Raw genomic sequence first — 20,093 nt, forward strand, 5'->3', positions numbered from 1 at the left:
GCCAGTTAATTACACCGGATGCTTAAAACAAGCCGTGAGATTTTTCGCTATGGCGAGCAATACATCACGTCGCGTAATAATGCCCACTAACCGACCTTGTTCAACAACTGGGTAGACTTTGGGTTTGCCGACTTTCATCATGTCGGCCAGCTCAATAATCGACATATCGGGAGAAACAAAAAGCACTTCCTTATGCATGCAGTCACTGACGATATGTGAATCTTGGCAAAAATAGCTGACTTTAACCAGTTTATCGAGGAGATCTTGTTCAGACAAAAAACCGATCACTCGTTTATGTTCATCAATCACCGGCCCTCCTAAATGATGGGAATGCATTACGCGATCAAGCGCGGCACTCAGAGGCATCTCAGGCGTGAAGGTGACCGCTTGAACGGTCATGTAATCTCTTACTTTCAATGAATCCATTACTGTCTCCTTGCGTTATTAACGACGCCGATACAGTAAGTGTTGACTAATTTCTTGATTTTACTAAATAGAAATCGCTTTTTTTTGTCTTATTAGAAGAAAAGAAAAAGCTGAGATGAAACCAGCACAAGCCTTGTGCTGGTCAAGAGAAGGTTACCAGCGCTGAGCGGCTTGGTGATCGGAGTCTCGGGACTCTACCCAACGAGTGCTTTCCGTAGTGCGCTCTTTTTTCCAAAAAGGCGCTCGGGTCTTTAACGTATCCATAATAAATTCACAAGCTTCAAAACTGGCATTTCGGTGAGCACTGGTGACCCCAACAAACACAATTTGCTCACCAGCATCCATATCCCCAATTCGATGAATAACCCGAACCTTTTGTAAAGGCCAGCGGCTTTGTGCCTCATCACAAATAGTCAATAGCGCTTTTTCCGTCATACCGGGGTAGTGCTCTAAATGTAGGCCAACCACATCATCACCTAGGTTCATGTCTCGCACTTTTCCCACAAACGTCACAATCGCACCGGCACCACTGCCTTGTGCTAACGCTGTATATTCATCCGCTACAGAAAAATCATGATGCTGAACCGATACTCTTGAATCCATAAAGATTACCCCCCAGTCACTGGCGGGAAAAAAGCCACTTCATCCCCCGCTTGTAACGGATGTGCCATCGAGACAATCGATTGGTTAACCGCAGCGAGCAATTTATCAGCCTGTAAAGCGAGTGACCACTTACCCTCTTGTTGAGATAAATGTTGGCGAAGCATTTCTACCGTTTCAAAGCAAGCTTCAAGTTCGATGTGATCACAGCCTAATAATTCTCGAGTTTGTGCAAAAAAAAGTACTTTAATCATTGTTCCGCCTTAAAGTGTCCTGATTTTCCGCCGACTTTTTCTAGTAAACGAACCTGTTCAATCACCATGTCTTTTTGTACCGCTTTACACATGTCATAAATGGTTAATGCGGCAACAGAAGCTGCGGTTAACGCTTCCATTTCGACTCCGGTTTTACCCGCCAATTTACACACAGATTCGATACGGACTCGACTCTCATGTTCTAATGCTTCAAGATTCACTTCCACTTTTGATAGCAACAAGGGGTGGCAAAGAGGGATCAGATCCCAGGTTTTTTTTGCCGCTTGAATTCCCGCAATTCTCGCCGTCGCAAACACATCACCTTTGTGATGCTGCCCTGAAACTATCAATTTCAATGTTTCTGGAGTCATACGTACGTAAGCTTCCGCTCTCGCTTCTCTCACCGTATCAAGCTTGGCAGACACATCAACCATGTTTGCTTCACCGCTGGCATTAATATGGCTAAATTGGTTCATTATGCTCCCTTTATACACTCAGATGTGGCATAAAATTACAAGGGCGATGGCTAGCGTCCAGCTGCTGTTTAATGATTTTCGTCCACCCTGTTCGACATGCTCCCGTTGAGCCCGGCATAGCAAAAACCACCGTATGGTTAGCAAAACCGGCCACAGCGCGAGATTGAATGGTTGAGGTGCCAATCTCTTCATATGACACCATACGAAATAGCTCACCAAACCCTTCCACTTCTTTATCAAAAAGGGGCTTTAATGCTTCGGGGGTACTGTCGCGGGAAGTAAAGCCAGTTCCCCCCGTGATCAGTACAACCTGAACTTGCTCATCAGCAATCCATTGCGAAACAATGGCACGAATCTTATACCTATCGTCGATCACAATCTGTTTATCCGCCAGTGTGTGCCCCGCTTCTATGAGCTGATCCGCCAAATAACGACCGGAGGTGTCATTGTCTTCCGTACGGGTGTCGGATACCGTTAATACGGCAATATTAGCGGGTTGAAATTTACTTTCTGCGTGCCCCATTGTTTCTCACCTTAATAATTAATTCTGACTAATAAACCACCACAATGTGCAGCTATCCACCAATAGAAGCAAGATGTGGTGTCATTCCCGTATTGCCATCATGCAAGAAGTGGCTCTCGGACTTATTCTGTAATTGCGTTTGAATGCGTTCAATCAACGCGGCTTGTTGTTCATCTTCTTGCAGTAAATCACGCAATTGAATGCCTTGTTCACCAAAAAGACACAGATGCAATTTTCCTAATGCTGAGATACGTAACCGATTACAGCTGTGACAAAAGTTTTTCTCGTACGGCATAATGAGCCCAATCTCACCCTGATAATCGGCATGAACATAAACTTGGGCTGGCCCATCATTATGAGCTCGCGCCTTGAGTACCCAGCCATCAGCCATCAATTGATTACGTAGTGCAATACCAGACACATGGTGCTGAGTAAACAGTGAGTCCATCTCTCCGGTTTGCATCAACTCAATGAAACGTAATTGTATCGGACGATGCTGAATCCAAGCGAGAAACTGTGGTAGCGCCTGTGCGTTTAAATCTTTCATCAGCACCACATTGACTTTGACTTGTTCAAAGCCCACTTCAAATGCACGATCAATCCCTTGCATCACCTGATAAAAGCGATTCTCACCCGTAATTTGCTGAAACATTCGAGGATCAAGGCTATCTACACTGACATTAATATGCGTAAGCCCGGCCTGTTTCCACTGCCCGACATCCTTTGCCATTCGATAACCATTGGTTGTAGTGGCAATTTTTTCAATGCCTTTTTCATTCGCCACCGTGTGTATGATTTCAGTAAAATCTTTACGTAGGCTAGGTTCACCTCCTGTAATTCTGACTTTAGAGGTACCACAGTGGGCAAACGCACGGACAATACGTTGGATTTCGGACAAGGTTAAAAACGAGGAATTCTTTTTCCCTGCTGGCTGATAGCCTTCAGGTAAGCAGTAGGTACATTTAAAATTACAGACATCTGTAATAGACAAACGCAAATAATAAAACTTGCGTTGAAATCGATCTTCAAATTGTTGCGCCACGGAACACCTTTCCAAATACGGGAGGCATGACCATTTCCAATCATGCCCTTGTGACACGAAGTCACTGGCTTATGTCGCTTATCACTATAGACTTAGCGACACTAAGCTCGGAGTTATGGCAACTAAAGAGGTCACTCAGGCCCACTCAATTGCAGCTAGTCGTTAAAATACTTAATATTTATGTGTGATTCCAGTACAAGCACGAAAAAAACTAACTCATTCCTCAAATTACCTCAAAATGAGTACCATCTGTACGGACATTACTCTAAATTGTAGGCCATCACTGAGCATAAGAAGAAATTTATGAGCCTCTATGAACATAAAAAAGTGGTCGCTATTGGTGGTGGCCACGGATTAGGCCGAATGTTAGCGGCATTAAAAGTGTTTGGTGCCAATGCCACAGGGATTGTTACCACAACCGATAATGGTGGCTCAACAGGGCGTATTCGCCACTGTCAAGGTGGCATTGCGTGGGGTGATACGCGTAACTGTATCAATCAGTTGATCACCGAACCCTCTATCAGTTCAATGATGTTTGAATACCGATTTAAAGGTGCAGGTGAGCTGAATGGGCACAATCTAGGAAACTTGATGCTCACCGCGCTTGACCATTTGTCTGTCAGGCCGCTTGATGCCATCAACCTTATCCGCAATATGCTAAAAGTTGATGTCAATATCGTTCCGATGTCTGAGCACCCTTCTGATTTAACCGCTCTATCAACCGGAGGGAAATGGGTAACAGGGGAAACCAATGTTGATGAAATGAAGCAAGACTTGTTAAGACTTGACCTTGACCCAGAAGTACCAGCAACTCGAGAAGGTGTCCATGCCATTGATCAGGCCGATGCCATTATTCTCGGTCCAGGTAGTTTCTTAACCAGTGTTATGCCGCCCTTGCTGTTACCTGAGGTGGGGCAGGCAATTGCCAATAATGTTCGTGCTAAACTGATTTTTGTCGAAAACCTTTCACCAGAATATGGTCCAGCGGGGCGGATGAGCTTAGAACAAAAGCTAGAGTGGTGTGAACGCGCCTGTCAAGCTCGTCAAATTGATGTCATTATCGGCGCAGAACCTCATCCTGATTTAGCCGACAAATGGAACTGTGTCACTCGAGACTTAGCTTCTCCCAACCGTGATTGGCGACATGATCGTGTTAAACTTCGTCAAGCCATTGAAGAGCAATTAATTAATTGATTAATCGATAATAGTGCTTCGCCGTATGGTTGAGTTCATCAATCATACTGGCCACTTCCGTCGCTTCATCCATCGCTTCTCCTTGCTTAAACAAACTATCGAGCATTTGGGCTTTCGCATATAATCGATCTGCGCCAAAACTGGCGGCACTACTCTTTAATGCATGGCTAATCTCAGCCAAGTAATCAAGGTGGCTATCCACCGATTCACTGGTTAAATTTTTCTGGTACGCTTCCAACTCACCGAGAAAAATCTCGATCAACATCGGGATGTTTTCTGCACCAATTTCTTGTGATAGGTGATCAATTTTGTATTGGTTCATCCACTCCATAACCAATCATTGCTCCTTCTCTTGTTCTTTCTCATTCCATGCTTGTAACTTGCGATAGATGGTTGAAGGGCTAACGTCTAAATAGCTGGCTGCTCGTGGGATGTTGCCATCACACGCTTCGATGGCTTTTTCTATGGCCTGCTTTTCTGTCATCCATAACGGAAAGATGTCATGCACAGAAAGCCCAGTATCCACTGGCTGAGGAGCAACCGAACGCTCTTGAATTCGAGGTAAATTTAAAGGCGGCGGCAGCATAGGCAAAGTAATCTCCTGCCCATTATTAAGCACCACCACATTGCGTAACACATTCTGCAATTGGCGCACATTTCCCGGCCACTCATAATGTTTAAAACGCTCTATCACTTCTGGCGAAAGACGAACAAATTCTTTTCCTTCTTCTTTAGACATATGTCCCAGCAGCGAGTAAGCAATTTCAATCACATCTTCTCCCCGCTCTCTTAATGGCGGTAAATGGAGAGGAATCACATACAACCGGTAGTACAAATCTTCACGAAACCGCCCTGCTTGTACTTCTTTCCATGGGTCGCGGTTAGTCGCACAGACAAAGCGAACATCCACACTGTGCATTTTTGATGAACCCACTTTTTGAAAGGTTCCGGTTTGAATAAAGCGCAACAATTTGGTTTGTAAATCCAAATCCATTTCGCACAATTCATCTAAAAACAGAGTCCCCCCATCGGCTAGCTCAGCAGCCCCTTGCCTATCCACGGCCGCGCCTGTAAAGGCTCCTTTCACATGACCGAACAATTCACTTTCAATCAAATCTTTGGGAATCGCCGCGCAGTTGATCGCAATAAAAGGTTTCTCGCCTCGTTTACTGGCCGCATGAATGGCTTCTGCACATACTTCTTTTCCTGTGCCACTTTCCCCTGTAATAAATATGCTCGCTTTACTGCTGGCAGCAGAATCAATCGTTCGATAAACCGCTTGCATCGTCTGACTACTACCAATAAAGCCTTGATAGTTAGAATTGGTTGAATGACTGGGGTTATTTTTTAATTTGGAGGCTTTGCGTATCGCATTATTCACGGTAACTCGCAGACGATCCGCTTCACAAGGTTTAATTAAAAAATCCTGTGCACCATACCGCATGGCTTCGACGGCGGTATCAATAGAACCGTGAGCCGTCATAAAAATGATAGGAACGTCCGCTGAACGTTCTTTAACCGCATGCAAGACATCCATACCCGTCATATCTGGCAGACGTAAATCCAATAAGATTAAGTCGGGTTTTCGTCGATTAAGGCTTTCAATCGCAGCGCGTCCTGTTCCAACAATGGTAATATCAATCTCTAATGGAGTGAGATAAGAACGATACAACGCCGCAACCGAAGCGGTATCCTCCACCATAAGTAGATGTTTAGATTTAAATTGATTGTCAGTAAGTTGCATAGCCTAGCCATTTATTATTTGCATTTTGATTAATAATTGCATTGGGAGTCGCATTTTGCAAATGCCTTGTCGCTATTCTGTCAGAAATGAGACTATGAATCCATCAGAAAGCACTGATAAATAGCTAGCCCCCCATTTTATGTTCGGCATGAAACCTGCATTAGTTGGCATGACCCTAACGGGTCACCTAGCCAACTGACGTTGTTAGTGAATATTATATTCATACTATATCAGCCAATAGAGTCCTTTCTATTGGCTATTTTTTTACCTTTAAAACGAAAAAGCCCCTCAGCTATTAACAATAAATTGCTGCCGTAGCGTTTCTATCTGATCGCGCTTCGCTGCTGCTTGTTCAAATTCAAGCTCTTGCGCATGTTTGTACATTTGCGTCTCTAATTTTAGGATCTCTTTTTCTAGCTGTTGAGGGGTTAAATTTGCATACCCTGCCCCCTCTTCGGCAACTTTAGATAACGGCACAATTCGGCTCGCTTTCTGTTTCCGTGCTTTGGTGGCATCCCCCAATTCCATAATATCATTGATATTGCGTTTTAAAGCCTGCGGTTGAATACCCATTTTTTCATTATAAGCATGCTGTTTTTCTCTGCGCCGCTCTGTTTCATCCATCGCTTTTTGCATGGATTTTGTCACCGTATCAGCATAGAGAATCGCTTTGCCTTCTAAATGACGAGCGGCACGACCAATGGTTTGAATTAACGATCGTTCTGAACGCAAAAAGCCTTCTTTATCTGCATCTAAAATCGCAACCAAAGAGACTTCCGGCATATCTAACCCTTCACGTAATAAGTTGATTCCCACCAGCACATCAAAAACGCCTAATCTTAAGTCTCGAATAATCTCAACACGCTCAACGGTATCAATATCTGAGTGTAAATAACGCACCTTAACGCCATGCTCATGTAGATACTCAGTGAGATCCTCTGCCATTCGCTTCGTTAAGGTGGTCACCAAAACGCGTTCATCTTTCACGGAGCGTAAACGAATTTCAGATAACAAATCATCCACTTGAGTTGCAACTGGGCGCACTTCCAATTCAGGGTCAAGTAACCCCGTTGGGCGCACCACTTGTTCAACCACTTCTCCGGCTGATTTCTCTAATTCATAGTGGCTCGGTGTTGCTGACACAAAAATCGTTTGTGGAGCTAAGGCTTCAAATTCATCAAACTTCAACGGCCGATTATCCAGCGCCGAAGGTAACCGAAACCCGAATTCAACTAAAGTTTCTTTACGTGATCGGTCCCCTTTATACATCGCACCAATTTGCGGAACAGTTACGTGCGATTCATCAATAACCAACAAACCATCATGGGGTAAATAATCAAAAAGGGTTGGAGGCGGCTCCCCTTCACTGCGGCCACTAAGGTAACGAGAGTAGTTTTCGATACCCGAGCAAAAACCCAGCTCGTTCATCATTTCAATATCAAATTGAGTTCGCTGAGAAATCCGCTGTTCTTCCAGCAATTTATTATTTTCAAGTAAGTACTGACGTCGGAGTTGTAGCTCTTGTTTGATCAGCTCAATCGCTTCCAGAATTCGCTCTCGAGGGGTGACATAGTGGGTTTTAGGATAGATGGTATAACGAGCCAGATCACGCTGCTTAACCGCTCCGGTTAATGGGTCAAATAAACTGATACACTCCACCTCATCATCAAACATCTCCACCCGCACCGCTTCTTGTTCTGATTCTGCGGGAAAAATATCAATCACCTCGCCGCGAACCCGAAACTGCCCACGCTCAAACGCCATTTCATTACGGGTATACTGCAGTTCAGCTAAACGGCGGAGCATATCTCTCTGATTAAGTACATCTCCACGGCGTAAATGCAACATCATCTTTAGGTAAGAATCAGGATCGCCCAACCCATAGATGGCAGAAACCGATGCCACAATGATGGCATCTTTACGTTCGAGTAACGCTTTGGTGGCAGATAAACGCATCTGCTCTATATGAGCATTAACGGAAGCATCTTTCTCAATAAAGGTATCGGTGGTGGGCACATAAGCTTCAGGCTGGTAATAATCGTAATAAGAGACAAAATATTCCACCGCGTTATGCGGGAAAAAACTTTTCATTTCCCCATACAATTGAGCCGCTAACGTTTTATTCGGCGCTAATAAGATCGTTGGACGTTGCGCTTTGGCAATGACATTCGCAAGTGTGAACGTTTTTCCCGATCCCGTCACCCCCAATAATGTTTGGTGTGCAAGTCCAGCATCAATTCCGTCTAACAAACGTTGGATAGCATCGGGTTGATCTCCTGAAGGTTGATAATGCGAAACTAGCTCAAATGCTTTGTTCATAGTCATCTTTCCATCTTAGCGATTCTTATCCAGTGTATTCTCCGCATCCTGTCCTTGACTAGCAAGAAAAAGTCTTAATCAATCTCCGAAAAACTCCCCCACTTTTTTAGATACGTAAGCCGATATTCCGACCAAGCTCGTCGCCAAAAGCATAAGAGCCACCAACAAAAACGTCTTATGTTTACAGCACAATCTTGCGCAGCAGATCGCGTAAACAGAAAAATAAACCATAGCCAACCTCTTTGGACTTTGCTATCATTCTCAGCCCTAGCGATACCTCCCCCTTACATTTACAGTAAAATAATCCACTGCTTTTCCCCATTTTCCCTAAATAACGTTCATTTTCGACTCATTTCTGTCATACCTTTCTCACATGCAAAGCCTGTTGATAAACCAATAAAACAAAACAAAAACATAAAGTTATAGAGAAAATCAACTGATTTCACTCTAAAGAGTCTAAGATAAAAACATCAATAAAATAATTACTCAACATTCATCAACACACTTATCCACAAATTTGGTGGATAACTGAATCGAGGTCAAATGGGGTAAGGGATACAGAAAAGTAAAGCCTTCTACGCAAAAAAATTCTCTTTTTTTTAATGCCAAAAGTTGACACATGAGAACAGAGTAGCTACCATCCGCAGCACAAACCCATTCCCCCTTAGTTCAGTTGGTAGAACGGCGGACTGTTAATCCGTATGTCGCAGGTTCGAGTCCCGCAGGGGGAGCCAAATTCCAGAAAAAAGACGTCCCAGGACGTCTTTTTTTGTCTCTAAATCTAGCGATATAAAGGGGTGGCATTCTCTTAATGTCTTATCCTGACTGATACTAGCTTAGAAGTTTAGGTGCACAATATACGGCAGTGAACGATATCGTCCACGCCATCAACGTGCTGGCGATTTTCTAAGCTGCCTATGCGGCAGTGAACCTGTCATTCATCAAGGGGCGCGTGGGCCGCAATTTCTAAGCTGCCTATGCGGCAGTGAACCGATACTCACACTGTTTCGAATACCCCTTTAATTTCTAAGCTGCCTATGCGGCAGTGAACACTTAGTTAAGGAGGCCGCCCCAGTGCTTATCTTTCTAAGCTGCCTATGCGGCAGTGAACCTGTCCAAGGAAATGGCAATTTGTACTCAGTATTTCTAAGCTGCCTATGCGGCAGTGAACCCCGATGTATTGTTATTCGTAGTGTTGCTTGATTTCTAAGCTGCCTATGCGGCAGTGAACGTAATATGTGCTGCGTGCAGCCTGTTCTACAGTTTCTAAGCTGCCTATGCGGCAGTGAACATTGTTCCAGGGGTAAAGCGCCCTCGCGCATATTTCTAAGCTGCCTATGCGGCAGTGAACGACTCAATCGGACGCCCCCAAACATCTACAATTTTCTAAGCTGCCTATGCGGCAGTGAACAGGGACGAAATCGGTGATCAGCACCTCTTCATTTTCTAAGCTGCCTATGCGGCAGTGAACCGTAGCTTTTTCGCGGTTGGTGGCTCCTTCGGTTTCTAAGCTGCCTATGCGGCAGTGAACAAAATTCTTCTATTTTACTCAAGGCGCTTACTTTTCTAAGCTGCCTATGCGGCAGTGAACCTCAACTCAGACCAAGCCTACTACGTGTTAGATTTCTAAGCTGCCTATGCGGCAGTGAACCAAACCAGACAATAACCCCTCAGTGGCGAGTTTTTCTAAGCTGCCTATGCGGCAGTGAACGGGGGATGCTGCTCTACATCTTTATCTTCGAATTTCTAAGCTGCCTATGCGGCAGTGAACGGAAATACGTTGACCACCGAAAGAGCGTGAGCTTTCTAAGCTGCCTATGCGGCAGTGAACTTTCATATAACCCCCGATGGTTACTTAGTTAATTTCTAAGCTGCCTATGCGGCAGTGAACGCCGATTTTAAATAGATATATTGACCGTCTAATTTCTAAGCTGCCTATGCGGCAGTGAACCTGGTGATTTGCCTGTTCTTAAATTTTCACTATTTCTAAGCTGCCTATGCGGCAGTGAACCTCTACGTGACTACTTTGCAAACAATGATTATTTTCTAAGCTGCCTATGCGGCAGTGAACTATAGAATAAATCAATAAAAACAAGTTACAACAGTCAGTTAGGATAAAAATTGCATTTTTACCTTATAAAAAACCACCAGTTGTAACTCATTGTATTTATTGGTTATTTTTAAAGAGCAAAAATAAAGGGTAAAAACTACCCTTTTTCGTTCAATTTAAAAGTGCGGTACGGTAGCCAATGCTGATTGCCCACTCGCTTTGCTACTCAAACCATAGCAATCGAAGCTCCCATCTTGTGATGTGCTTTGTTGCTGCATCTGAATAAACAGCGGGAACTTACTGCTTTTTTCAGGGGAGCGCTGCTTCGTTTGCTGGCTATGCAAGTAAATAAACGGCAAAGAGCATAAGGCTGTCGGCTTGCTTTGTTGCAAATCGGCTAGGCATTCCACCAGCGGTTTACCGGATTTTGCGGCCCATAGCGCGGCTTTTTGCTGCATATCCCGCTCTATTCGCTCGGGCGATTTCACCTGCTTGCGCACAAAGCTTACGTAATTTACATCGTTTGGTACGGGTTTGATCCCTTTAATGTGCACATAGTCTTCTAGCCGAGTTAGCCAATGGTGGATATCCAAATTTTCCAGTGTCGCCTGATCTTTAGCAAATAGACGCAACTTACTGCCCAGCGGAAACTTCGCTTGACGATAATCAGGAAACCCGACTGCAACGAGCGATTGATTGCTACCCACTTTGTGCTCCACCAAGGCAATGTGGACTTGTTGAAAGACATTTTGCCAAAGAAAGGCAAGAGGTATTTCTGCCTCTGGTAACAAGGTGATTTCTTGGTAGTAGTTCATGACTTTCTCACTATTCTGCTTTACCACCAAACACACCACCACGAATTAAGTTCGCCAGTACAAAATTTTTGTCATTCTCACTAACTTCTTCGTCGTTTACCCATTTCATCATCAGGGTATAAAGATCTGTTTTCGTTTTCCTATATGCGTGGCCTTGCTGGGTGACAGCTCCAAATGGCTCTATTGCAATGGGTAATTCTGCATTGTCGTACCAATCATCAATCGTTCTAATTGCATTGCCAATTTTCACACTGTGCATCGCTGCACAATTATCCAGCTTAAACAATACTTTTTTCTTTTCGCCCATATTCATTTCCTGAGAGGGAAATACATGCTGCCCTTTTCCAAGTTTAACGAACGCATCTACCGTTAGACATATAAACTGTTCGTCACTATTTAGACCTTCAAAAATAGCGTTGGCCACTTTCATTAGGTCAGCGTTGTCTCGCTGCTTTTCGAAAGTTTTGAGTGAGAAATCGTAACCATTAAATACAATAGCATCTTGGTCGTTAACTGTAATTTGAATATACAATTGCTCTGCAGCAACTCGGTTGCGCCATAAAAAACGCCCTGCAGCGATATTATGTGCATAACGATACGCTAGTTCCTTCAGCCCTTCTGGTTTATAAGCCAATACTCTTTCTTTGATTGATCTAGAAAAATCAGGGTCATTGCAACCAAAAGGAGCACCCAAATCACCAATAACTCGAAGTGAAAAACTAACCTTTAAAGTATCTAAATCATTGGGTAAATATGCATCATCCCCCTCGGATATATTATTATCCTCTCTACCGCCCTTATCTAAATTAAACTGGCTTTTTGTTCCTCTTAGAGTCCGAGGCAGGACACTAATTTTTATACCGTCCCATGCTTTATCTTTATTGTTCCAATCTCCTGCTGTCATCAATGCATCTGATGGCTCTAACTTACGCTCAAATGCCAACATGCTTGGTAAAGTAATTTTTTTAGTCATTATATAAATCCTTATTTTTTAAACTAAATCATCTATTGGATCAAAAAGTGCTAAAACTTGCTGTTCTATGTCACTCTCTTCTATTTCTTTTTGTATAATTTGCTGGCACAAATACCAGCCGTCATCGTATTGATAAGTCCACAGGCAACTGGCGATATCTTCACCGTTTTTTAAGCGATTAACGCCTAACCACTCACCGACTGAATGAACGGCCTCAACAAAACAAACAGGCGTTTCACTATCACGCGTATTAGCAATATCGCAATTATCATAAACTGAGGATATAGCTTTATAACCAGTCATAATCGGCACAAGATAACCAACCTTGGGTTTAGACAAATACTGCCAATCAGCATCAGTTTTACCCGTTGGGTTCATGTATTCTTCCCATTGTTTCAGTAAGAGTTTTGTTTTTTTTGACTCTTCTAGTTTCGAAAAATATTCGGAGAGTTCTTGCGGAATATTATTACTGTAGGGTTGTTCTAAATGTTCAAGCCAAATATCGTATAACGTGGAATCATCCATTCCTTGCAAATGTTTACTAATCAAAGTTGAAATTGGCCTAGCTTGCTGTTTTAAAACTATAAAATCTAACCAAGCATCTAATTGCTCAGCTTCTGAATTTTTGCTTAAACAGTTTTGATAATGCTCCGCTAAATAGTTTGACCTGTCCATTAATACAAAACCTGGCAACAATACTCGTTTTAGTTTGAAGATATCCTGCTGGTTATTACCATCAAGAAGCTTAACATCGCCAATTGTTAGAATGCTACCACCCGCCAATCTCTGCATTAAGCATTGCCGCTTTACCCACGAAAGTAGTTCACCTACCTCTCTACCTATAAAACCGTCAAACTCGATAACCAAGGATACTGTCATATTCATTTTTCCCTCTTCGACAATCGAGGGCGCGCCACCTTGGACAACTTTATTTACATCACCCAGTAAATAAGCAGGGGTTTTGCTTTGCAAAAATCTATCGTTGTATTTCCCAAAAGTATGTACATGATGCTCATGAGCAACGACAGCACAACCTTTCAGGCTAACACCTTGGTATTTGGATCTTGCTAATTTACGCGACAAGTTATGTGTAAAACCCAAAAAATGCGTAATCGCAGGGAATCCCCATGTAAAACCAGCAACTGCATTGGCATTCTGCACTTTAATACGGTTTAACAATAAATACTGTGTCATACCGTTTCCCCCATGTTTTTAACCCTTTCTGGCACAATGGTAATTTCCCGTAAAGCATTACTCATCAATAACGCCCATAACTTGGTGTGCTCTGCCTGTGGTGTAAAGCGCTTATCTTTACCGATCAACTTGCCATTGACCCACTTAGCAAAATCCTTGCTGACCTCGGATTGCCAATCGATCGTCTTACGCGCAGCTTGAAACGTCTCATCATCTCGATAAGGGTCAAGAAAATACTGCTGTGATAGCTTAAGCTTAATACTCTCTAACCCGCTCCAACCCGCTGGTAGCAACCGTATCTGTTGTGCATGAAACAAAACGGTATCCGTTAAGCTTTGCCCCCATTTTATCAACCACTTTCTTTTCTGTGGGTTACGTGTGCTTAATGAAAGCTGTTCATTACGCAACAAGAAATCACGTAAATAATCAATGTCAGTTTTAATAGCTGAATTTGGAATACCGTTGTAAAACCAAGACTTTTGATTGATTGGTGGTTTTGTTTGGACTACCCATGTAGGTGGCTGGGTATTAAATAATCTTTGAATACCTCCTCTTTTACCATTAAATACTGTCGCATTTTGATGCTGACTTTGCGTAATCAGTAGCTTGCTTACACCCACAAAGTTTTGTTGCATATCAGGTGTGAATTTGGATGAGTTTCTAGCTTTAGTATATTGTCCTTGCTTCTTACGAGCTTCTTTATCAAAACACCGCTCATAGAGATTTTGAGCCAAAGAAGATGACTGTAGCATGACTAATAAGTGATAATTTTTATCTACAGGAAAGTACAGTTGCTTCAGTAAAATATCTGCCTTAGGTTTCTCATTTAGGATTGCTTGATAACTTTTTATCCAATAATTTAGCTCTTCATCATCCTCTGCAAAATCCACTAAAGCTGAACCGTTACCTTTTTGTATTTCTTCAAATAGATAAGAGTCATTAAATTTAAGCATTAAAAATTTAACTTGCTTTGAGAAAACCGCATTAAGATATGTACCATCTATGGTTCTCTCTTGCATGCTACTGGTGCTTACATATTCAGATCGACTGTTGCTTGACGCGTCTAAAATTGAAGAACCTGATGAACTTGAATGGGTTAACTTAGCACAATGCGTGGCTGGTAGAACTCCTTCGCTGATTTCAACTGAACGCGCTATCCAAATATTAATAAAATTGCTTTTTCGGCTTATTTTTTCAATTTCATCAGAAATTGACTTTATCCATCCTTTATCTATTGCTGTTTGGTAAGCAGCTATCAATTTATCTTTGTTTTTCGCTGTAACTGGTATTTTCCGGATATAGATTAGGAATTTTTTAATTTCTGCCTCATCTTCTCCTGAAACCAAAGATAAAAGTTTTTTAGAAACAAAAATTGCGAGCAATTCATTGCGATAATCACTTTGTTTACTATATTCTTCAAGGCTTTTTATATAACTTTCGATTACATTTTTCCAGCTAGATTGTTTAATTTCATTCACCATTATCAACCTCTTGGTACAACCCAAAATTATTGTGATAGCAATACTCTCGATTACTGCTATTATCAAATTCCGTAATTCTTAACTCACCAAACCGCTTACCTATTTCACAGATATCCATATTGAGATCATTTGCTAATGCTTGGTAGACACTCTCAACAGATTGGTCTAACCAAAAATAACTATTTTCTCCAAGCGGTACTCTTGGCACTGTTGTTATGCCAATTTCTGTTACCTCACCAAATTTAACGGGGTGAACATTTTCATTAAGCCAACACCAGTATGGTTTACCAAATTCACCATCAAACATTAGGTAATAAGCTTCATCTTGATGACTTTTTCTAAATTGCTGTTGTCGCTGCACTTCTGCGCACCAATAGGGCATTTGTTGTTTTTCAGCATTCCACCAAACTTTAGCATTTCTATCACCAGAAAATAATTGCCAAGCTAGTGCCTTGTGCTCTAGCCCATTTAAGTCAATATAAAAGCCATCCTTGTTGGGCAAATATTGCTCTTTGTCTGGTAATGTTATTCTTGGTATTGCATTGATAATTTCATAGGTATCTTTCCTTAGTAGTCCTTTTAGATTGAGAGTTTTATCAAGCAACAGACTTTCTGTGCTCGATTTCATTTCAAAACCGGGCCGCGCAAAGCAAATTTCTCTGCCATTTAATGCTTTATAGTTTTGATTTAATAAAACTATGTTTGGCTCTATTATTGACTTATCTCGGTGTCTTAACACTCGACCAGCTAACTGAATAATAGAGCGCATAGAGCTGGGTTCGACAATTGCCCAATCATAATCATGGTCGCGCCCTACTTCTGCTACTGGTGATGCTAAGACAACAAAAATATGATGCTTTTGAGGAAAGTTTTTAATGACTCTCCCCACAGGATGGGAAGAGTCAAAGATTTTATTTGCGTGCTTACGTTTTAATGCCGTATCTAACTTATTTTCAATTTCGCTTCTTACCGCCAACGGATAACGACTATGGTAGATACAGAAGTGGATACAACAGTCATTATTTTGTTCAATAACTGGCGCATCAAAGGCTATTAAATTTTGCGCAACATTAACCAAAGGGTTTATGTTAGCCATGCGTACTAAGCCAATTGAAACTGTTTTCCCATTTTGGCTCGTATGGTGCTTTCTATGTAACTGACTAAATTGGTTGTAGATTGTTCGGGCTATTGCTTGTAAAGGTGAATCGCCATCACTTCGCTCAATCTCTACTATTTTCCCAATTCGTTTAGCTTTTGATTGTTCGCTGTGTAAAAACGACAAGCGCTTATTAACAAATTTACCATGTTCAGATTTAAACGACGTTAAATCTGCTATTTGACTCTTTTCAGCGTCTGAGACTGTATTCTCATCAAACCAAGCGCAGCAAATATTACCAGACCAATCGGTTAAATTTGCCTTAGCATATTGCTGCCAACCCGTTCTATATGATTCAAAAAGCGCAAATGCCAATGCAGGTGGCATGGTTGCTGTTGAAAGTAAAACTCTACTGCCTAGCATTCCAGCCCAATGAACTAAGCGGCAAAGTGCGGGTAGATCAGATAAGCCAAAGTCGTCAGGTTCATCCAGAACAAGATCTGAACTCAGTAAACGCAACATCGCTGCTGTTTGTCTACCACCCTTTGTCCCCTCGGTCGCTGAAATTAAATGGTCAATTGTGCAAACAAGCACTGGTGCACTGAGCAATTTATCAATGTTTTTATCATGCGCAGTCCATTGGCTTAAGCTATGGACTGTGTTTCCGTCATAGTGCGTATAAATTTCTTCGTTTAAGTTCTCTTCCGCAGATTCGCTGCCACAACTCCTCTCATTTGTACCGTTTTCTTTGTTTTGTTCATTTTCAAAGAGCTGTTTTACTGCTGAGCCACCGACAGCAATAGCCAACTGCTCATCATTTAAGCCAATGCTATCTTTAAACTCTCGACCAGTTTGCAGTGTTAATGTACGCAACCCCAGTGCGACAGAAAAACGCTTATTCCCCGTTTGCTCACCAATTGCATACATAATTTTCGCATTAGTTATGGTTTTCCCTTTACCTGTGGAGGCCATGTTAATGGCGAAAAAACCATTGTTAGTGCTTTCCCTGCCAAGCTTACTTGCCAACTTTTGAGCGCTATTTTGCCACCCATACTTCTCAAATTCTTTATCAGAGTTTCTAATTAGCTCCGACAAAGATGTGGCATCTTCAAGCTTAGGCAAACTAAACTTCAGTTTGGGTAAAGCTCGTACAATATCCTTACTATGGATTGCTACACCGATTAAATGTTCATCGAGTTGTTGCTTTAAACCAGTTTTTCCCGCCGATTTATCATAGGTATTCGCGTGAGTATAATATTTAGAACTTCGCCACTCAGGCGTGACTTCAAGTTGAGACGAGTAATAACGATCAGCCAACATCATTGCTAATCTAGCTAGATGGCTGGTGAATACATGGTCGTTTATATAATCTTGTTCGAAATATTCTCTAGATAGTAAATTCGCCAGCGCTATTGACGCGACATTAGACGCGTGTGAACACCATTTTTTACTGTGATAAGGCAATGCGCCTTCGGAAAAACTCCAGTTTTCTTGTACCCGATGCTTCTGCTCAACAGCATTACACTGATACGAGTTCCAATTCGCATCAAAACTATTAATTAACCACTTATCAATATCTTTCAACGCTGGGGCATTAATACTGTCTTGCCAAGCAGGGCAAAGCGGTAATTTATGGTGAGAAACTATAATCCATGCAACTAACTGAGCAAATGGCGGTAAACTGAGAATGGGGTGTGCGCCAAATCCATGTTCAACACCATCCTTGAAACAATCTGGTATATTTTCAAATTGTTGTTCTGCCAATTTTTCTAGCCATTTGACATCATCATGACTACCAACAAAAGCCTGAAACAAGCGTAATGAAATCCACTCATGCCTATATGGCTCTGAGTTTTCAGTTTTAACGTTAGGATCTAGCTTCTTCTGGAATAGAACATTTGCTTTTCCAAAATCATGAAAAAGACCAGCGATTGCTGCCGCACTTGCTATAGCGTCTAACGTTTTCCAACTTGCACTATCGTAAAAACCTGTCATTTCTTTTTCTGTGTAATTTACTGGCACATACCCCTCACTATTAAATTTCTTTTTATTCCCCACCACCCACAAAAACTGGCTGCGTGAACGGGAGCGAATCCAATGGCAACTGACGGCGGTGCTGCGGCTGGCAGTTTGGCGCAGCATTTTTTTCACCGTGACTAACCCTTCTTCGGTGATAAGGGTTTGCCAAGTGTTATCACCGATGCGGTTAGCGAAAGCATCCAGTACACGGCGGGTTTTCTTGAGGGCGTTTTTCTCACACTGAGAGACAAAGGTGACCATCATAATTCGCGTGCCTCACTCTCTTCTTCACCTTTGCCTTGCAGTGCGACCTGTTTCACCGTGTCAAACATAAAATCGAGTGCTTTGTGTTCAATGAAAGATTGTAAAATTTGCTGGCGAAACTCTTGTTCGGTGGCGTTTTCTTTGGCGTAAACAAAGGCCCACGGCAGTACAATCGCGTCTTTGATTAAGTCCGCGACATCAAATACCAAGGCGCCACGGCGGGTTTTGCCATGCATCACGGCAAAACCGTGCGGAATGCCAAGCACCCACAAGCAACTTGCCGCGAGTCCATAAGCTAAATAGTTACCATGATTCAAAAAGTCATTGGCTTTGTCGGTGGATTTTTTGTCTGGCTGATGTTGGCGCGTAAAACCATCTTTACCCGTATTATTGGCAGCGTACTTGTATAAGGCTTTGGTCAGTTGTGCTTCGGTGAGCAATAAGTCGGATTGTTTACTGGCGGCGTCAGTGCGTTGGTGAAAGGTTGCAAGAGATTGCTGTATCACTTCATCTTGAACATTGAATTTCTCAAGCGTTAATTCTCGGTCTGATCGCCAAACGCGCTGCAAGTAATCAATTCGTGCGTTTTGAAATTGTTTGGCGGCGGCCAAGCGTTTTTGATCATCAAACCAGAATGAGAGCCAGCCTTGTAAGTATTCTGTTGGGCGATATTCGCTCTGCGGCGTGAACCATTCCACCTCGCAAGCCATGTGCAGTGGCGTGCCACCGCCGCCACAAAATCCGACCAATACGCCTGCCTGTGAGAGCATACGCATTGCGGCTTGAGTAATGGAGGTGCCGTTGCCGAGCATGAGTACGGTGGTGTTGGCAATCGGAATATTGAAGTAGAGATTTTCTTTGTCGGCTTCGGTCAAGTAGAGCACGCGGCCATCTTTTTGCATCACACGGCAATATTCCAAGTAATACATATTGGCGCGCTTTGAGTGCAGAATAACTTTAAGATCGGAGGGAGAGAGATCGTCCATTGTTTGCTCCATGCTGAGTGTTTATGCATCTACTTTATGTGTTTGTTGCCAAAGCTTAATCCTGCACATTTATTTAGGTAAAGAGACTTTACCTGCACCTCTTTGAGTAGGTAATCGAAAATTGATCGACCAGATCTTTGTGGCAAATATCGCCTTGCCACAAGGCAAGCATTTCTAAAAAACGATGCCGTTCTTGAAGAGTGTGAATAGTCAAACCAATGATACCCATAGAAAATAATAGGTATAACGTAGCATAATCAATTAGATATATTCGTGACTATTTCGATATTACACATCGAAATTGGCTTTGATGTGATGGACGCACCTCCCTTCTAGCGTCGTTGTGCCAAACTAATAGTACAACCATTAAGAGCAGGAGTAACAAGTATGTCTATTAAAGTTGTCGGTATTGATATAGCGAAAAATCTCTTCCAAGTGTGTGTTCTGGGTACAAATGGACAAATTTTATCAAACAGAAAGGTAAAGCGAGATAAGCTTCTCGATACTGTCCGCCAACTACCAGAGCAAACTGCTCTAGCAATGGAGTCATGTGCAACTTCTCATCATTGGGGCAGAATATTTCAAGAGCTAGGATATACAGTGGCTCTTATTCCAGCTCAGCATGTAAAACCATTTG

The 20,093-nt window shown here is 42.4% G+C and carries 18 protein-coding genes, 1 tRNA gene, 1 CRISPR repeat array and 1 riboswitch; of the genes, 3 read left to right on the forward strand and 16 right to left on the reverse strand.

The annotated features are described in order from the left end of the window. Positions 1 to 9: 9 nt before the first annotated feature. The 6 genes from B5D54_RS02815 to moaA all read right to left on the reverse strand — a co-directional run bounded on the left by B5D54_RS02815 (position 10) and on the right by moaA (position 3,321). Positions 10 to 426 carry a CBS domain-containing protein gene (locus tag B5D54_RS02815; RefSeq protein ID WP_078924966.1) on the reverse strand — a complete coding sequence of 139 codons (417 nt, stop codon included), beginning with the start codon at positions 424 to 426 and terminating at the stop codon, positions 10 to 12. Between the two features lie 153 nt (positions 427 to 579). Further along, positions 580 to 1,029 (reverse strand): molybdopterin synthase catalytic subunit MoaE, encoded by a 450-nt coding sequence (gene moaE, locus B5D54_RS02820; protein ID WP_078924967.1) that lies wholly within the window; start codon positions 1,027 to 1,029, stop codon positions 580 to 582. Positions 1,030 to 1,034: 5 nt separating this feature from the next. Beyond that, a complete protein-coding gene (moaD, locus tag B5D54_RS02825; RefSeq protein WP_078924968.1) occupies positions 1,035 to 1,280 on the reverse strand; it encodes a molybdopterin synthase sulfur carrier subunit in 246 nt (81 codons plus the stop codon). Continuing rightward, complete coding sequence (moaC, locus tag B5D54_RS02830; RefSeq protein WP_078924969.1) at positions 1,277 to 1,756, reverse strand: cyclic pyranopterin monophosphate synthase MoaC; 480 nt, start codon at positions 1,754 to 1,756, stop codon at positions 1,277 to 1,279. Before moaC ends, moaD begins: the two co-directional genes overlap by 4 nt. Before the next feature lie 10 nt (positions 1,757 to 1,766). After that, entirely contained in the window at positions 1,767 to 2,279 is a 513-nt protein-coding gene (moaB, locus tag B5D54_RS02835) for a molybdenum cofactor biosynthesis protein B (protein ID WP_078924970.1), read from the reverse strand. A 52-nt stretch (positions 2,280 to 2,331) separates the two neighbouring features. After that, positions 2,332 to 3,321 carry a GTP 3',8-cyclase MoaA gene (gene moaA / locus B5D54_RS02840; RefSeq protein ID WP_078924990.1) on the reverse strand — a complete coding sequence of 330 codons (990 nt, stop codon included), beginning with the start codon at positions 3,319 to 3,321 and terminating at the stop codon, positions 2,332 to 2,334. Further along, a riboswitch (molybdenum cofactor riboswitch) is annotated at positions 3,310 to 3,446 on the reverse strand. Its footprint overlaps the gene before it by 12 nt. Positions 3,447 to 3,624: 178 nt before the next feature. On the opposite strand from moaA, the gene B5D54_RS02845 reads away from it, so the two are divergent. After that, positions 3,625 to 4,515: a YvcK family protein gene (locus B5D54_RS02845; protein WP_078924971.1), complete on the forward strand. Its 891-nt coding sequence runs from the start codon at positions 3,625 to 3,627 to the stop codon at positions 4,513 to 4,515. On the opposite strand, the gene luxU is transcribed toward B5D54_RS02845, so the two are convergent. From luxU to uvrB, 3 genes are all read right to left on the reverse strand, one after another. Next, positions 4,508 to 4,846: a quorum-sensing phosphorelay protein LuxU gene (gene luxU / locus B5D54_RS02850; protein WP_078924991.1), complete on the reverse strand. Its 339-nt coding sequence runs from the start codon at positions 4,844 to 4,846 to the stop codon at positions 4,508 to 4,510. The genes B5D54_RS02845 and luxU overlap by 8 nt on opposite strands. Positions 4,847 to 4,852: 6 nt before the next feature. Further along, positions 4,853 to 6,259 carry a quorum-sensing sigma-54 dependent transcriptional regulator LuxO gene (gene luxO / locus B5D54_RS02855; protein WP_078924972.1) on the reverse strand — a complete coding sequence of 469 codons (1,407 nt, stop codon included), beginning with the start codon at positions 6,257 to 6,259 and terminating at the stop codon, positions 4,853 to 4,855. Positions 6,260 to 6,547: 288 nt separating this feature from the next. After that, positions 6,548 to 8,578 (reverse strand): excinuclease ABC subunit UvrB, encoded by a 2,031-nt coding sequence (gene uvrB, locus B5D54_RS02860; protein ID WP_078924973.1) that lies wholly within the window; start codon positions 8,576 to 8,578, stop codon positions 6,548 to 6,550. Positions 8,579 to 9,236: 658 nt separating this feature from the next. On the opposite strand from uvrB, the gene B5D54_RS02865 reads away from it, so the two are divergent. Next, a tRNA-Asn gene (locus B5D54_RS02865) sits at positions 9,237 to 9,312 on the forward strand. Positions 9,313 to 9,481: 169 nt separating this feature from the next. Next, a CRISPR array of direct repeats spans positions 9,482 to 10,649; the repeat unit is 28 nt; unit sequence TTTCTAAGCTGCCTATGCGGCAGTGAAC. 155 nt (positions 10,650 to 10,804) lie between these two features. On the opposite strand, the gene cas6f is transcribed toward B5D54_RS02865, so the two are convergent. The 7 genes from cas6f to B5D54_RS17535 all read right to left on the reverse strand — a co-directional run bounded on the left by cas6f (position 10,805) and on the right by B5D54_RS17535 (position 19,685). Further along, entirely contained in the window at positions 10,805 to 11,443 is a 639-nt protein-coding gene (cas6f, locus tag B5D54_RS02870) for a type I-F CRISPR-associated endoribonuclease Cas6/Csy4 (RefSeq protein ID WP_078924974.1), read from the reverse strand. Between the two features lie 10 nt (positions 11,444 to 11,453). Continuing rightward, positions 11,454 to 12,416 carry a type I-F CRISPR-associated protein Csy3 gene (gene csy3, locus B5D54_RS02875; RefSeq protein ID WP_078924975.1) on the reverse strand — a complete coding sequence of 321 codons (963 nt, stop codon included), beginning with the start codon at positions 12,414 to 12,416 and terminating at the stop codon, positions 11,454 to 11,456. A gap of 18 nt (positions 12,417 to 12,434) precedes the next feature. Further along, positions 12,435 to 13,610 (reverse strand): type I-F CRISPR-associated protein Csy2, encoded by a 1,176-nt coding sequence (gene csy2, locus B5D54_RS02880; RefSeq protein WP_078924976.1) that lies wholly within the window; start codon positions 13,608 to 13,610, stop codon positions 12,435 to 12,437. Beyond that, entirely contained in the window at positions 13,607 to 15,091 is a 1,485-nt protein-coding gene (csy1, locus tag B5D54_RS02885) for a type I-F CRISPR-associated protein Csy1 (protein ID WP_078924977.1), read from the reverse strand. The genes csy2 and csy1 overlap by 4 nt, the downstream gene beginning before the upstream one ends. Next, complete coding sequence (cas3f, locus tag B5D54_RS17290) at positions 15,081 to 18,470, reverse strand: type I-F CRISPR-associated helicase Cas3f (RefSeq protein ID WP_078924978.1); 3,390 nt, start codon at positions 18,468 to 18,470, stop codon at positions 15,081 to 15,083. Before cas3f ends, csy1 begins: the two co-directional genes overlap by 11 nt. Beyond that, on the reverse strand, positions 18,467 to 19,456 hold the full coding sequence (gene cas1f, locus B5D54_RS02895; RefSeq protein WP_078924979.1) for a type I-F CRISPR-associated endonuclease Cas1f: 990 nt from the start codon (positions 19,454 to 19,456) through the stop codon (positions 18,467 to 18,469). Before cas1f ends, cas3f begins: the two co-directional genes overlap by 4 nt. A gap of 88 nt (positions 19,457 to 19,544) precedes the next feature. Beyond that, complete coding sequence (locus B5D54_RS17535; RefSeq protein WP_478221295.1) at positions 19,545 to 19,685, reverse strand: BrxR family helix-turn-helix transcriptional regulator; 141 nt, start codon at positions 19,683 to 19,685, stop codon at positions 19,545 to 19,547. Positions 19,686 to 19,843: 158 nt separating this feature from the next. Between B5D54_RS17535 and B5D54_RS02900 the strand changes: the two genes are divergently transcribed. Then, a partial coding sequence (locus B5D54_RS02900) for an IS110 family transposase (RefSeq protein ID WP_139364766.1) occupies positions 19,844 to 20,093 on the forward strand: 250 nt, incomplete at its 3' end.

The sequence above is a fragment of the Vibrio cincinnatiensis DSM 19608 genome, assembly GCF_900167345.1.
Classification (GTDB): Bacteria; Pseudomonadota; Gammaproteobacteria; order Enterobacterales; family Vibrionaceae; genus Vibrio; species Vibrio cincinnatiensis.